7 protein-coding genes are annotated in these 16,911 nt (G+C 44.4%); 1 reads left to right on the top strand and 6 read right to left on the bottom strand.

What is annotated here, in order from left to right; translation table 11 throughout:
- Window positions 1–7: 7 nt before the first annotated feature.
- Window positions 8–3,163 (bottom strand): SusC/RagA family TonB-linked outer membrane protein, encoded by a 3,156-nt coding sequence (locus tag DN752_RS20170; protein WP_112785641.1) that lies wholly within the window; start codon window positions 3,161–3,163, stop codon window positions 8–10.
- 1,203 nt (window positions 3,164–4,366) lie between these two features.
- Here DN752_RS20170 and DN752_RS20165 point away from each other — a divergent pair.
- Window positions 4,367–8,422 carry a hybrid sensor histidine kinase/response regulator transcription factor gene (locus DN752_RS20165; protein WP_112786633.1) on the top strand — a complete coding sequence of 1,352 codons (4,056 nt, stop codon included), beginning with the start codon at window positions 4,367–4,369 and terminating at the stop codon, window positions 8,420–8,422.
- Window positions 8,423–9,007: 585 nt separating this feature from the next.
- Here DN752_RS20165 and DN752_RS20160 read toward each other — a convergent pair.
- From DN752_RS20160 to DN752_RS20140, 5 genes are all read right to left on the bottom strand, one after another.
- Complete coding sequence (locus DN752_RS20160; RefSeq protein ID WP_112785640.1) at window positions 9,008–10,168, bottom strand: glycoside hydrolase family 43 protein; 1,161 nt, start codon at window positions 10,166–10,168, stop codon at window positions 9,008–9,010.
- Window positions 10,169–10,957: 789 nt separating this feature from the next.
- Entirely contained in the window at window positions 10,958–12,520 is a 1,563-nt protein-coding gene (locus tag DN752_RS20155; RefSeq protein ID WP_112785639.1) for an N-acyl-D-amino-acid deacylase family protein, read from the bottom strand.
- Window positions 12,510–14,039: a glutamate racemase gene (locus DN752_RS20150; protein WP_112785638.1), complete on the bottom strand. Its 1,530-nt coding sequence runs from the start codon at window positions 14,037–14,039 to the stop codon at window positions 12,510–12,512. The genes DN752_RS20155 and DN752_RS20150 overlap by 11 nt, the downstream gene beginning before the upstream one ends.
- An 11-nt stretch (window positions 14,040–14,050) precedes the next feature.
- Window positions 14,051–15,361, bottom strand: coding sequence for a serine hydrolase domain-containing protein (locus DN752_RS20145; RefSeq protein ID WP_245949328.1), 1,311 nt, complete (start codon window positions 15,359–15,361; stop codon window positions 14,051–14,053).
- A gap of 133 nt (window positions 15,362–15,494) precedes the next feature.
- Complete coding sequence (locus DN752_RS20140) at window positions 15,495–16,907, bottom strand: RagB/SusD family nutrient uptake outer membrane protein (RefSeq protein WP_112785637.1); 1,413 nt, start codon at window positions 16,905–16,907, stop codon at window positions 15,495–15,497.
- Between the last annotated feature and the right edge of the window lie 4 nt (window positions 16,908–16,911).

Genomic DNA, 16,911 nt, shown 5'->3' with positions numbered 1-16,911 from the left:
TCTCATTTTAGAAGGTCAAATTAAACCCTAGGTTCATGTTCACGTTTTGCGGATACTGCAAACCGTTCTCATCCCTTACTTCCGGATCGATACCAAACTGGTGGACATTATCGATAGAGAATAAGTTGTAGGTAGTAAAATAAACCCTCGCACGCTCTATTTTCAATTTGCTCAATACTTTAGGTGGAAGGGTATAACCAATGGAAGCCGTTCTCATCCTGATGTATTTCACATTGGTCAGCCACCAAGTAGAATTCTTGTTGTAGTTACTGTGGCCTCCTGCATTATAGCGCAATGGCGGGTTTTCACCTGGGATCCATTCACTGTCCAAGTTGTAGGGATCTTCTCGGTGCCATCTGTCATCGTACATGTAGGCCAAAAGGTTACCGCCGTTTTGGTAAGGCCATCTCATTTCCCAGTTTTGGTTATAAGAAGCCAATGACCCACCGGAGAAGTCCATGGTCAAATCAAAGTTTTTATAATTAAAGTACATATTTAGACCATAGCTGATGCTAGGCGTCCCTTCTAGGCTGTACCCAATGGGCCTTTCATCATAACCATCGATTTTGCCATCTTGGTTGACATCCTTATAAATCAGGTCTCCCGGCAACAGGGTGCCGTTTCCTTGACCATCGATATTTACGTCATAGTTATCGATCTGCTCTTGGGACTGGAACTGACCAATGGTCTCATATCCCCAGAAAATCCCATTCCACCTGTTCTCTCCTGAGTTGCGGTAATGGTTCCAGCTGCTGCTAAACGCAGGATTATAGGAATTCAGGAACTTACCACGGGCATAACCGAAGGTACCGCCAATCCTGAAGGTAAGGTCCTGCACTTTTCCGTTATAGTTGATACCAAAATCCCCACCTAGCGTAGCGTCACTGCTAAGGTTTTCGTCTGTCAATCCATAGCCCAATTCAAGCGGAAGGAATACGTCATCCCTGATATCCCTTAGCCCCTCTCGCTTTCTATGGAAATAGTCTATCGTACCGGTGATCTTTCCAGCGCCAAAGGAAAAATCCAATCCCACATCGAACATCTTACTGGTATACCAGGATAGGTTATCGATCGCCTGACCGGTATTTCTTGAGCCTTGTACATTCTCACCATCCAAGATCACGGTGGATACACCATAATTATAACCTTTCAGGTAATCAAATGGCCCAATATAACGTGGATCGCTTGAATCAATCCCTGCATTGATATTGTCATCCCCCAGCTCACCATAGGAAACCCTCAGCTTCAATTCGTCCAAATTGGTCTTGGCAGATAGGTTATCCATGAACGCTTCATCACTGATCCTCCATCCGGCAGAAACGGACGGGAAGAAACCCCATCGTTTGTCTGGGGCAAATTTCCATGATGCATCATACCTTCCAGAAACTTCCAAGAGGTATTTTCCTTTGTATTCATAATTGATACGGCCTACATAACCGATCCTTGCTTCCTCATAATCGTAATCATCATATTGGTCCATATCTGCAAATTGGACCAGAGAAAGGTAGTTATTAGTAGGTACGGAATGGATAAAGTTTCTATAGTCCCTTCTTTGGATACGCTCGTACAATCCAAGGATCGCCAGCTTATGATCTTCGGCAAATACACGGTCATAATTCAATTGAAGTTGTGTTACCGTTTCTTCAATTTTACGTTGGTTCCTGTCCCTGTAAGGATTATCATTTCCACCTGTTCTGATATATTCATCGTCCTCGGGGATATAATCAAATACATCATAGGTGTACTCGAAGGTATTTTCATATTGATCAGCATAATAATAGGAATAGAGTCCTTTTGCTTTCAACCCTTCCACCGGAATGTCATATTCTGCAGTGAAGTTGGTTTGAAAGTTTTTCCAATAATTGGTAAAATATCCAGTCCGGTCATAATTAAGCAATGCCCAATTGGTCTCAATATTGTTGATGTTTGCTGGGTAATTCGGATTATCATTGGCATATGGCCGTTCTGTAGGCCGGTTTCTGAACAATGCAAACCTTGGCTGCCAGTAATCATCGCCACCCGGTACGCCTGGGTTTTCCCTGTTTTCCAATCGACCATTCAACTGGAGTCCTACCGTAATACGATCAGTCACGTCCGTAGTGATATTCGACTGCAGGTTGGTCCTGTTAAATTCAAATTCATCACTGAACACCGATTTTTGGTCAAACCGTGTAATGGCCAAGTAATAATTGGTCTTTTCGGATCCTCCGGACACACTCGCGCTGATATTGCTTTGCGGTGCGTTACCTTGGATGATAAAATCCCTCCAGTCAAATGAACGGTAGCCATACTCTGTTCCAGCCTGCCACTTGTCCAGCTCATCACGGGTGATATTGGTACTTCCGAACTGGTTCATGTCGGCATCTGCGCGACCAAGCATCCATTCGTAGGCATTTACACCTTCAGGGAACCTGGACCAGTTCTGGATGCCGTAATAACCATTGATAGAGATCTGAGGCTCTTCTCCACGGCTACCTCTCTTAGTGGTGACCACCACTACACCGTTAGCAGCGCGTGAACCATATACCGCAGCAGAAGCATCCTTAAGAATAGATATACTCTCTATGTCTCCTGGAGCCAGGTTATTGAACTGTGTCTCATCCTTCTGGATACCGTCTATTACATATAGTGGATTACCGAGATTACGAATTCTCAGCTGTGCTCCAGCGCCCGGTCGTCCATCAGGTTGGCGAAATGAAAGGCCCGGCAGCTTCCCCGCCAGGGCACCTCCTACCGTGGCAGTAGGTACCTGCTCGATGTCACGGCTGGTGATATTGGCCACAGAACCTGTAATCGATTCCTTCTTCTGCTGGCCATAACCTACCACCACCACTTCTTCCAGGTCACCAAGCTCGCTCTCTAGATGAAGGTCAAAGTCACTCTTGTTTCCTATTTCAGTTTCCAGTGTCTTATAACCGATGAAGCTGACACGCAACACCGGATTGTCACCAGTTACTTCCAATCTAAATTCTCCATCAATACCTGTCACAGTACCGTTGGTAGTGCCCTTCTCCAGAATACTGACACCGGGTATGGGCTGCCCGGAGTCTTTTTCTTTTACGGTGCCTTCTACTACCTGACGCGATTGGGCAGCTGCAGAAAACACCAAAACACATAGCAGGATAACAATCAAACTGCTACTTCTTTGTAATTGTTCTTTCATGTAATTAATAGATTTTGGGTTAAGGTTAATACTTCATTTTCCAAACAGGCAGTTGGTTTTACCTGTTACCATAGTGATACAGCTCGGGATTTCTACACACGCTGCTGCACACCAGCATACATTTATGCGTTGCATCCACTAGTCGTAGTGAAAGCAACATCTTAGCAGTAAATACAATAATGAATAGTCAGAGGAGCGTCTTTTGGCGTGGTGCCTAGGGTAGCATAAGCAGGCTCCCCGGTGTCAATCTTAATGGCTTACTACATAAATTAGCTGCGGTGATTGGTAAACCGCAAGGGTTAGCGGCCACTGTTTGCCGTTATTGGTCATTCCTAGCGAAGGGAGTTGGCGAAATCCATTTCTGAAGATCCCTTGCTTTATCATCGACATGAATTGTTGGCAGGATAAATATTTCATTATTTTGGGATTTTACAAGGTTATTAATGGCCAATACCTTTGTACTGCTATTGACTACTTCATCAAAAACCAGTTGACTTAATGGTTTTAGCAATTCTTATTACAATGCTAATCTACAGCAGCCATAATCAAGGCCTTATCACAAATCCTTCATATAATGTAACATTTCCTGCTATTAGCTGAATAGATGCTTTTTAAGGGCTTTTAGGGGTGTAAATGACTTCTAGACAGCTTATGGCAGAGGATCATATAGAAGGTGTAGGGAATAACCTGCACCTAAAATTGTAATCTGATTATCCACTTTATTACCAGTAGGTTTTACTACTCACGGAACGGACAGAACACCCAGAATGAAATAAGGTTTTTCTGAGATTTCCATGTTTTCTGTGAGCACCTATTTCATTTCCCTGTGATTACTGGTATCATTGCGGATAATCATAAATCGTAAAAAACAAAAAGTTAAGTTCCATAGGAACGGTAGATATAAATGCAACTTGGGACATTTTTTTAAATGCTTTAGCAGAGTAAGGCCATCTTTCATTTGCAAACGAGAGAGCCTGCAATGGGGTCATACCCGTTTTCTATCAATATCGAATTGAGGTCAGCTCCAAAATATTGTGCTAAATTCAATCTGCAAGACAGGGTCCTTGAATGAAAAAAATCCGTCAAACCTCCCTAAAATTCCTTCAAAATCCCCATCCAAAATGCAATTTCACAGTAAGCTTACCTGCTGATGAAAGGCTTTTTAGTACATTTATCCACCGAATAAACCCAGAAAGGTCAATTATGCGATCATTTATCAAAACTGCTCCACTATTACTAGTATGTTGTGCAGGAATCCTCCTGCAAGGTTTTGGCCAAAGCCAAGACTATTATTTTGAGCACATCACCATGGAGGAGGGGCTTTCGGGAAGTACTGTTTTTTCCATCCTTCAAGACCAGCAGGGCTTCATGTGGTTTGGTACCAAAAATGGACTCAACCGTTACGATGGGCATAATTTTAAGGTTTTCAGTCCAGAAGCCAGGAGTGGATCAGGTCTAGGAGACAACTTTATCTATGGACTGTTTGAGGATAGTCGGGAAACCATCTGGGTGGGAACTGCGCACGGCTTGTACACCTATAATTCATCTACAGAACAATTTCGTCATTTCGATAAAGTATCAAATCAGGGAAATCAGATTGACGGGACAGTGGGTGAAATAACCGAAGACCTTGACGGTAATATCTACTTTGCTGTCAACAGCAGAGGGCTCTTTCGGTATAACCTGAAAAGCGATTCCCTCTTCCAGCATCAAGAAATCAGTCAAACCAATGTCAGCGTCCATGACAATAATACCACTAATGTTTTGGTAGATGAAAAAGGAGAAGTATGGGTAGCCAATTCAAGGCTCGGTGTCCATAAATTCCTTCCTGAATCCGGAAAATTCCAACAATACCTTTCCCATCCTGAGGTGATAAAAGCCGCCGTGCTACAAATGGAAGACCACGGCAGCAATATACTACTGGGCACCAAGGACCTAGGCGTTTGGGTAATGGATAAAAACAGCAGGGAAGTTACTCCCTTACTTACCAAAGCTCCTAATGGAAAGAACCTCTTCATTAGAGATCTCTGCAAAATTTCCGATAATGAACTGTGGATCGCTACGGAGTCAGGCCTTTTCATCTATGACCTCGAAAAAAATAAATTCAACCATTTTACGGAAAACCTGAACGACCCCTACTCCATTTCCGACAATGCCGTCTACTGCATCGAACGGGATATAGAAGGAGGAATGTGGGTAGGCACTTATTTTGGAGGATTGAATTTTCTCCCCAACCATCCCACCAAGTTCAAAAAACACTACCCCATCCCCAACTCCAACACCATCAGTGGACAGCGTGTCAGGGAGTTTGAAGAAGGCAAAAACGGCACCATTTGGATAGGCACCGAAGATGCAGGACTAAACCACTACGATCCCAAATCAGACATGTATACCGTCTATCTTCCCAACAGCTCACCTGAAAGTCTTTCTTACCACAATGTTCATGGACTGGCAAGAAAAGATGATGAGCTTTGGGTAGGTACCGTGACGTTTGCGATCGGACTAAACCGCATCAACCTCAACACCAACAAGATCGAAAACTTTCGAATCCATAGCGAACTTAACACACCTGATGACAATGAAATGCACAGTCTCCTTGTAGACAACAACAAACAAGTATGGCTAGGAACTGTGGTAGGGCTTTTGAAACTCAATGAAGAGGACAATACGGTGAATTTTGTCAATGAAATCGGAAACCGTTTCATATATGACATGATAGAAGATCATGAAGGCAACTTGTGGCTGGGCACCTATTCCAATGGACTGATTCGCTATAACCCTGAGACGGGCAACATAAAAACATTCCGGCCAGATCCAAACAACCCCAATTCCTTGCCACACAATTCTATCATCAATATTTACGAGGATAGTCAAAACAGGATTTGGATCGCCACGGAAGGAGGCGGATTTTGTATTTACAATGAAAAAAGCGATGACTTCACGGTTTTTAACACCGATAATGGTTTTCCTTCCAATAGTATCTATAAAATTCTGGAAGATATCTCAGGTCACCTGTGGATCACCTGTAATCGCGGCCTCTTGGAATTTAACCCCCAGACTACCGAGTACCGACTATTTACCAAGGACAATGGCCTAATGCCCTACTCCTTCAACTATAAAAGCGGCTATCGGGCAAAAGACGGCACACTTTATTTTGGTTGCCTCAATGGTTTTATTTCCTTTGACCCGAGGGAATTTGAACCGTACGAGTATGATCCACCGGTAGTCATTACGGGTATCCAGGTCTTTAATACACCAGTGCCTATTGGTGGTGAAGATCCGGTTCTTAACGCATCTATTACCAAAACCTCAGCAATCACACTTAACCACAACCAATCTTCTTTGAGTTTTGATTTTGCAGCGCTAAGCTATACAGCATCGGATGCCCTACCCTATGCCTATAAAATGGAAGGCTTCGACAAAAACTGGACCTACCTCCCCCAAAACCAACGCATCAACTACTCCTATTTGCCCCCTGGTGATTATACCCTTAAAGTCAAAACAGCCGATATCTTTGGGGAGTGGAGCAATCGTGAAGCTACCTTGCACATCACCATACTTCCGCCTTTTTGGAAAACCAATTGGGCTTATATACTTTATGCGGTGTTGATTATTTTAATGATGTTCCTCATTTTAAAGTTCTACAAAGATCGTATCCATCGTCGACAAGCGGCAGCATTCAAGCGTCTGGAAGATGAAAAACAACGTGAAGTCTACCAATCAAAAATTGAATTCTTTACCAATATCACCCATGAAATCAGAACACCGCTAACCCTGATCAAAGGCCCTTTGGAAAGTATCCTGAAAAAGGAAGATTCCATCAGCCCCACAGTCAAAGAAAGCCTATGGATCATGAACAAAAACACCAATAGGCTGATCGAACTGAGCAATGAATTGTTAGACTTTAGAAAAACGGAAAAAAAGGGGTTTACCCTGAATTTTACCAGAAGTGAAATAGGAAAGTTACTGGAAGGTATTTATATCCGCTTCAAAGGCAGCGCCGAACAGCAGTACATCAACTTCCACTTTATAAAAAGAGAAGAGCCTTTCTTCGCGGATATCGACCGGGAGGCTTTCACCAAAATCATCAGCAACCTCCTCTCCAATGCCATCAAAAATGCAGAAAGCACCGCACAGCTGGAAATGGTCATTTCTCTCGCTGATGCCCATTTCAAAGTGATCGTAAGTAACGACGGCAACCTTTTAAGTCCAGAAAACCGAGAAAAAATCTTTGAGCCGTTTTTCCAAGTTGGAGGTGAGCCCAATAAGCACAACGCATCAGGCACAGGTCTAGGACTTCCCCTTGCAAGGTCTCTTGCCGAGATGCATGACGGCACACTGCAGGTAGACCCCGGCAACCCAAAAGGACGAAACACCTTTATACTGGAGCTCCCTGTCAAACAAAAAAACACCATAAAGATCACAGCCTCCCCTATAGAGGACCGTGATGTGGACGAACAGAAAAAAGTGCAAAAACAGCCCAAACCTTCCTCGTCAAAAGGGGCTGTTCTTATCGTGGAAGACAATAAGGAGCTACAAAAGTTCATATATGATCAGCTGAAAGAAGCATACCATATCTACCGAGCAGAAAACGGACAAGAAGGCCTCCAGCAGTTAAAAGAAAAACCGATCGACCTCGTCATTTCTGATGTGATGATGCCTGTCATGGATGGATTTACTTTCTGTGACATCCTCAAGTCCGATGTCAACTTCAGTCATATTCCTGTCATTATGCTGACGGCAAAAAACACCTTACAATCAAAAATAGAGGGCATGGAAATGGGTGCTGATGTGTACCTCGAAAAACCCTTCAGTATGGACCATTTGAGTTTACAGATCAAAAATCTACTCCATTATCGGGATCAGGTCCGCCAGGCCTTTGCCAATCAGCCAATGGTCAATGTGGAGACCATCGCCCATACCAGAGCAGATGAGGAATTCCTATTCCAAGCCAACGAAGCAATACTCGAAAACCTCGACAATGAAAGCTTTGGTGTCAATGAACTGGCAGATATCCTCTGCATGAGCCAATCCAGCCTACTACGCAAAATCAAAGGGGTTTCTAAAATGACGCCCAACGGTTACATCCGACTGGTAAGGCTGAAAAAAGCAGCAGAAATGCTCCAAAAGGGACACTATACCGTGACAGAAATCAGCGAAAAAGTAGGTTTCAACTCACCATCTTACTTCTCAAAATGCTTCCAAAAGCAATTTGGTGAACTGCCCAAGGATTTCAGTAAGGGCGCTGACACGCTTTGAAGTCGATAAGGTTTTTATCATGATGCTTTTTGACACCTCTTGGCTTTTCCAATTAAAAAAAATCAGCACTAATCTTAATCCTCTGCGGCATCAGCGTTCTAAATAAAAAAAAGCTATGAAAACAATCTCATAGCTTTAGTCAATTAACAATAAACCCAAAATAACCTGCTGTAGGAGAAGGACTCGAACCTCCACGGGGCAGTTAGGCAAAACACGAGCTCCATGTCTGCTTTATCCCAGATCCCCACCCCCGAGACAGGGGGGCATGTCTGCCAATTTCATCACCCTACAGTATCTAAAAGACCTTTTGCCTTTTCCTTATGATGTAAAGGTAATAACACCGTATTTATTTTGCAAATAATTCAATAAAATAATTTAAATATTTCCTAATCCATATCAAATACTTGACTTCATTGCTTAAATGAAAAACACCTATCTGAATATATCAGTAGTTAATGGCAATGCTCAAACGCACTGGGGGATTACAAATCCCCAATATTAGGGTTCGGGATTACAAATCCCCAAACAGCTTTTATCTCAAGTCTCACTTCTCACTTCTCAAGTCTCAAGATTAACTACTTTGCCCTATTTCTTTAAAGGCACTGGCTGGGCACTGGTCGTGGGGCCATGAACGACCAAGGTTCCATCCTCTTTGATTTCCATTTTGTCCAAGAACACTACCCTATCCTGTCCGGATTCCTTGGTGCGCCCATGGTAGACACAGTACATCTCTCCATTATCCAAAAAGACAATATTGTTATGTCCGGTTCCGGTAACCTCGCCTCCTTTATGGGTATTAAGCTCCAGCACAGGATTGTTACTTGCCTTGGTAAATGGCCCCAGGGGGCTTTTTCCAGTAGCATAGCCAACGGCATAATGCTGACCTGCATAATAATTACTGGAATACATGATGTAATAGGTATCATCATGTTTAAAAATCACTGACCCTTCAGTCCACCGTCGGTTGATTTCCTGCTTGGTCACGGATCTACTCTCCCACTCTGCCTGTGCATCATCCATTTTTAATGGAGGCCGCAAGCACAGCACTGGTTCTCCGATAACACCGGAAAAATCAGGCTTCAGTTCCACCCCATACACCCAGCTCTCCTCTATCTCTTCATACCAACCCTTTTCCCGCGCCCAATCGGCCACTTCACTTTCTACAGGATGCTTGTAACAAGCCCTGGAATAATAGAGGTAATATTTTCCGTCTTCCTGATACACATTGGCGTCGATGATGGGATACCCGGGATCAAAGATCGGGCGGTCATGCATTTCTTTAAATGGGCCTGTCGGGCTATCTGCTACTGCCACTCCAATCATGAAATTTTCCTCTTCATTAGTAGGGTTAACCTTCCACTGGGCACTAAAAAACATGTAATACTTCCCTTCCATCTTATAAACTTCCGGTGCCCAAAAGAATTTCGATGCCCAAGACGCTTCCGTATTACCGCGGTAAACTTGTCCTTCAAACTTCCAGTCCACCAGGTTATCTGACGAGTAGGCCGCAAAACCATCTTCCGCACCTCCACCGGTACCATACATATAGTACTTACCATTACCATCATTGAGAATATAAGGATCTCCGAAAGCGACATCCAAGGGGTTGCTATAGGTATTTTCTTCCTTTGGTTGCACTTTTGTAGACGCTTTTTCTTTCTTTTCTGCATTACAAGCAAAAAGAAAAACAGCCGTCACAAGGAAAAGAACTTGTGGAGTCAAGTGGTCAAATGGGTAACGCTTCATAAATATTTTCAGTAGTTGACAATAATCAAAAGTAGTTGAATTATTGATTTACTTCACAAAATTATCCGCCAACTATTGGTACTTTTCCATCTTAAATAAGTGAAACTTTTCGGGCAAGGCGGCTATCATTCGTGGCGACGGTACTCCTTCTGGAGGCTGAGGAGCGCTTAACCTCCTGCGGGATGAATTCGCAGGTTAAAGAATTTTATTCGTTAGCAACTAGGCATCCTGTTTAACCCTATTGATGTACCTAATAGGCTTTTTTATGCTACTTGGCTATTCCAATTTAAAAGAAAAAATCAGCGCAAATCATAATCATCTGTGTTATCAGCGTTCTAAATAAAAAAAAGCTATGAAAACAATCTCATAGCTTTAGTCAATTAACAATAAACCCAAAATAACCTGCTGTAGGAGAAGGACTCGAACCTCCACGGGGCAGTTAGGCAAAACACGAGCTCCATGTCTGCTTTATCCCAGATCCCCACCCACGAGACAGGGGGGCATGTCTGCCAATTTCATCACCCTACAGTATCTAAAAGACCTTTTGCCTTTTCCTTATGATGTAAAGGTAATAACACTGTATTTGTTTTGCAAATAATTCAATAAAATAATTGAAATATTTTTTAATTCACATCAAATACTTAGTTCTATTGCTTAAATGAAAAATAACCTATCTGAATATATCAGTAGTTAAAGGCCATGTTCAAACGCACTGAGGGATTACAAATCCCCGAACAGCAAAAAATGCGCAGCAAATCCTAAATGCTACCTACTTGGCACTTCATAAATTCATTTCCTCAAGGCCTTTCCTGCCAATTTACCTGTATATTTCCCTTCATCGATCACCAGTTCTCCGTTTACCCAAACATACTCCATCCCCTCAGCTTCCTCATAAGGATCCTCAAAGGTGGCCCTATCTTTCACCTTCTCTGGATCAAAGACAATCAAATCGGCAAAGTACCCTTCTTTTACAAATCCCCTTTCCTTCACACCAAATGTCTCGGCAGTAAGTCCAGATGAACTATGGACCATAAAGGGCAGATCGATAACCTTATCTTCCGCCACGTACTTGTGCATTTTTCGAGGGAATGTACCAAACTGGCGCGGGTGTCCTGCGCCACCATCAGAACCTGTCATCACCCACGGCTGCTGCATGAACCGCTCCAAATCGCTCTCTTTCATGTTAAAAGAAATCACTTTGATACCTCCATCATTTCTGAGGATTTCCATGGTGGCCTCCGGCAAATTCATATCCAACTCCTTGGCCATTTCGCCCAAACTATTCCCGTTCATGATGGCCTCCACGGCATCGGAAAATATCAGCGATTCGGGGCCGCCCCTTTTGCGAAGGTTCTCGGTGATCCCAGCTATCAAAGTATCTCGTAATGCAGGATCATCAAACCGCTCCACCATTTTATCATAGCCTCCATCCTCTGCCCAACGGGGCACCAAAGCGGCTTTAAGTGAAGTTCTGGACGCCAGATAGGGATATTGGTTTGCCGTCACTTGGACGCCTTGCTCCCTAGCCTTTTCTATCAGCTTGATTACCTCGGGGCTCTTATCCCATACGTCTGTACCAAGACATTTGATATGGGATATATGCACATCCACACCAGATTTTTTTCCAATAGCAATCGTTTCCCTGACCGCATTCATCAAGCCAATATTGTAAGAGCCTTCATCACGCATATGCGTATCATAAATGCCATTATGCTTGGCCACGACTTTGGACAGGGCTATTACCTCCTCCATGTTTGCAAAACTCCCCGGGGCATAAAAAAGCCCTGTAGAAATCCCAAAAGCTCCCTCTTCCATCGACTTATTGACCACCTCTTCCATTTCCTTTAGCTCCTTTGGATTGGCTTCTTTTGCTTCCATTCCCATGACCACTCTTCTTACCGATCCATGGCCGACGAGTAAAGCTGCATTGGTGCCGATGCCATTTCTCTCCCACTCATCCAGTTTCCGCTTGATGGGCATTGGGCTACTGCCATCATTGCCTGCAAAAACGGTCGTCACTCCCTGTCTCAGATAGCGCAAATTGGCCTTTTGCTCAGGATCTGACAGCTCCCGCTCCACATGCGTATGCGGATCAATAAACCCTGGCGCCAGGTACAAGCCAGCAATATCGATTGTCTGCTGACTGGAGATGCTATGCTCTCCGGGAGCCCCCACATAGCTGATCTTATCATCGGTAATGCCTACTTCCATACGTTTTGCGAGAGCATTACTGCCGTCAAGCACCATCCCTCCGGTGATCAACACATCCACTTCCACCGATGGCTTGCATGACGCCATCAGCAAAAAACTCAGCAGCACCCCCCAAATCGCACGATTTATCCTATTCTCCATGGTGACTCAATACTTTCTCTTCTGAATTTAGCGCGGGTATTAGCTGAAAAGTCGCTGGGATCGAACCTGAAAGCCGATCAACGGTTTCCGCTGGTATATTGGAAGGTGCAAATGGCACCACTTTTACATATTCTTGGACCTCCCCGGCACTCCTTCCGTATTTATAGGCATAGGGAAAGCGACCATTTTCGTCTGTGGATACCTTGGGATTATCTGTATTGGGAACACTGATGAAAAACTGGCTCTTATGCATATCACCTGCGGGGTTGAAAAGGTCATTTTCTTGCAGGTAAACATACAGTTCCTGCGCTACCCTGACTGCCGGATCGATAATGGCGACATCCTTATCCATCAAATCCCGATAAATAAATTCCCCTTCCTTTTCATAATCATAAAGTTCCTCCAAGACCGTCTCGATATCAGACGTCAAGTAAGGATAATGTGTACACCCTAAAACTATGGCCTTCAGTGGTAAAGCTTCCGGATCTTTTCTGATTTTTTCCATTAAAGAAACCAAGTGATATCGTACATAATTTTCCGTATCGTTCAACTGCAACACGGTGCAATCATCCGTATCCTTGGCATCGCAAAGCATTTTGGAATGGTCAAAATCAAAATTATAGATATCCAATAAGGTCTTGTCAATTTCAAACTCCGGGTTGTCCAGCGAAGGCCCCCTGTAATTATCCCTTGGCTTGCTGGCCTCATGGTTAATAAAGTCCGGCTCCTCATCCACGGCTTCTGCGATTCCATGCCCGCCTTGGTTGTATATACGGATTTCCCCAGTATATCCTTGCTCCTCTTTGATTCTCAAAATGGTATTTTCATAGCCCTTGGAAGCTACTGTACCCACTGTCGCCATCACGCCAATGGATCCCTCCCCTGATTGGCCAAAAACCTGCAGGACTCCCCTCGCCCCAGCATCGATTACACCTATTACATGGACATTTATGCCTGCCTTTTCGATAAACTCATCGATCAGTTCTTTGCCATATGCTGTTGCTGTATTGCAGGCGATCACAAGCGTCTTGATCGGCGACTTGTCTTTGCTGAAGTCACTGGCATTGGCCGCTTTATAATATTTATTGGAAAGCATAAACTGGGTATCCTTGAGAATATGCTCCACCAACAAGTCTGTCTTGCCTTCACTTGAATAATTCCCATAAGGCATATTGGCCTGATCGGCCAAATAAATAAACGTTTCCTTATCAAAGTCAGGCTCCCCATCGGCTCCTGTGGACCTGTTTTCATTCTGATGATCATCATACCGTACGATCGCATCCAAGACGGTAAGTCCTCCGGTGCCGGAATCGAAGACACCTATTGGCAGCCCTTTGTCCATTGCTGGGTACTGTGCAAAGTCCACATAATAAAAACTCTCTTGCTGCTCCAAAATGGCGTTTTCTATCGGCAGATTATCGGAAGTTTTTTCCGCTACTTTTTCCTCCACTTTTCCTTGACCACAACTGATCAAAAAGGGAATGGCCAATACGCAAATTCCTGTTTTACGGTCTAACATGCTATGCGTGGTTAATGGTTAATAGTATCTTTAATTTCATCTAATTCTTCAGCCGTAAAGCTATACTCCTGCAGGTCAATCCCCTCCAGCCAACCTTCGACATCAAACCCCTGCTGACAGGAAAGCTTGGTAAATTGCTCCTTTAAGGAAGGGTGAATCGGCTTCAATGAACGCTCCGTCACTATGGCATCCACGGCATTTCGTATTTCCGTCATGTAAGGGCTTTGGGTGTTGTTCAAGAGGATCACAGTGCTTTCCACCGCTCTAAACCGCTTGATATAGCTCTTGTTACCGGCCCAGCTTCCTGTGTGATAGCTCACTGGCCCCACTTGATCATCTTCATAATTGTGCCAGCCAAAACCATAATCGGTATCCACCCCTTCATATTCCACGGGAGTAAACATGGATTCCTTATTTTCCTCTGAGAGAAAATCATCGGTATAGAGTAACCGGTCCCAGCGCAAAAGGTCTTCCACACTCAATGAAAGCCTCCCCGGCCCCAGTCGATCACTAAGGAATGAATAATAGGCCTTGCCCGGCAGATGCTCCGGTCGAATATATCTGCACGAATCAGCAGACCACCTGAATGAGGGTGCGTAGTGGGACATACCATAAATCTCAGCACGCTGATAAAACCCTGCATGCTCCAATCCAAAAGACCCAAAAAGCTCATCTTCAAGATAGGTGTCCAGTGGCATTCCAGATGCGCTTTCTACTATTTCTGCTAGCAGCACATAGCCGGTATTGCTATAATCATAGTCTGTTCCCGGAGCGAATTTCACAGGAGGTTGATGCTTGATGAAATAAGCGACGATGTCCTTGTTGTTTGCGAGCTGATCTTCGGGCCAATGATCAATGAAATACCCGGTATAATCAGGCATGCCCGAAGTATGGCTCAAGAGATGCTTGATGGTAATGCCTTCATAGGGAAATCCATCAGGCAGGTAGGCCTGGATATCATCTGTTATGGAAAGCTTGTGCTCGTGGGCAAGGCGCATGATTGCCGAAGCAGTAAACTGCTTGGAAACAGAAGCCACCTCCATAGCAGTGTTGGTCTCGAAAGCACTGCTGTCTTCCAGATTGGCCAGTCCGTAGGCCTTCTTGAAGATCAATTCCCCTTCATCCACTACCGCCACGGCTCCATTAAACAGGTCTTCAGCATATAAATAGTGAAATAGGCTGTCCAACTTTTCTGCCTTGGGATGGCCTTCTTCAAAAACCACTTTGCTCCTTTGGCATGCCAGTGTGAACGAGAGTAACCCCACTATCAGCAAGCTTATGTATTTCTTTTTCATCAATTGGTCTATTATTCTTTGTTCCATCCGCATTGGGCCTTTTCCGACTACTAAGGGTAAGGTTTGATTCCTATATAGTCAATTTATAATGCATATGAGGGCAATATAAAACAAACGAGGGAATACCAGTATCCCCTCGCCCGTTTCCTCAACCAGTTAATCAATAACCATCGTTTTGAGGTGCTATATTCGGGTTTGCATTCAGCTCTGACAATGGAATGGGCAGGATAAATCGGTCATTCGGGTAGGAAGCTTCGATGACTTCTTCTCCCTGATCGATAGTGACATCCATCTTGTTACGATTGAGGTCAAACAAGCGATGTCCTTCAAAAGCCAGTTCCTTTCTGCGTTCTTCCAAGATGTTCCCAAGCAATTCATCCCCACTGGCCGCTACCGGAGCCGCTTCAGGATCCCTGGTCTGCCGGATGGTATTCAGGTCTTCAAGTGCGAGGGCAGGCTGATTGGTTTTCGCATAGGCCTCCGCTCTGATCAGGTACAGCTCTGCCAACCGAAGGATCTTTACATTGTCATCCTGCAAAGCTCCTTGGGGAAATTTCATCACAAACAAGGCATCATCTTCTGCCCCATTTTTAGGCTTTCGGACAATGGCCGTTTTCCGTGCATCAGAATCAGCATACAGTCCAAACAGCTCTTCTGTAACCAAGGCATCCGCATAACCTTCCTCAGCAAAGAAATGTCCCAATCCGTTGGTTCCCGCATTATCGGCCAAGGTATTGACGATTTCGAAGATGATTTCAGAATTGTAATCCGGCGCCCATATGGTGCTGTAATTGGCGGCTGACATTAGCTCATAATCGCCACTATCGATCACCTCGGTGGCATGCTGGGCGGCCAGGTCATATTGTCCTGTATAAAGGTACACCCTGGAAAGCAAAGCCTTGGCAGCATTGACAGAAAATGTTCCATTGGCACTTCCACTGCTCATCATGCTGATGGCTTGGTTCAAGTCGGCAATGATCAGGTCAAAATCCTCTTTTACCGTGTTTCTTGCCGGAGAGATCGGATCATCTCCGATGCTGGCAATTACCGGCACACCAAGGTGGCTGGCATCACTTGTAAAATTATACGGCTGGGCAAAGAACCTGGTCAAGTCAAAATGCCCCAAAGCCCTCAAGGCATATGCCTCTCCGATAAATTGGTTGGCAGTATTCTGCTGATCGCCGGACACCTCCAAGGCCTCTCCACCCTGAATGGCACGAGTGGCATTGATCGCTACTTCATAGGAAGTATTCCAGAGGTCCTCTGCATAGGAATCCTGCTCACGAACGATGAAATTATGGTAATCCAAGTACCTTCCCGTATTCCTAAGGCTTAGGTAAAGATTATCCGCCATTAGTTCTGGGATCACATATACCGACCTGCCGTAGTACCCATCATCCTGCAGTTTGCTATAAACCCCGTTAAGGGCCGTCTGAAGGGTATTGACATCGGTCACCACGTTATTGGTGGACACACTTTGCTCTGGATCAATCTCAAGAAAGGACTCGCTGCAAGAAGACATACTTCCCACCGTGAGCGCTCCTGTGATCATATATAAATGTAATTTTTTCATGGTT

It is taken from the genome of Echinicola strongylocentroti, from assembly GCF_003260975.1.
Taxonomy (GTDB): domain Bacteria; phylum Bacteroidota; class Bacteroidia; order Cytophagales; family Cyclobacteriaceae; genus Echinicola; species Echinicola strongylocentroti.
Note: the sequence above shows the minus strand (reverse complement) of the source record. Positions and strands in the feature narration are given on the sequence as shown.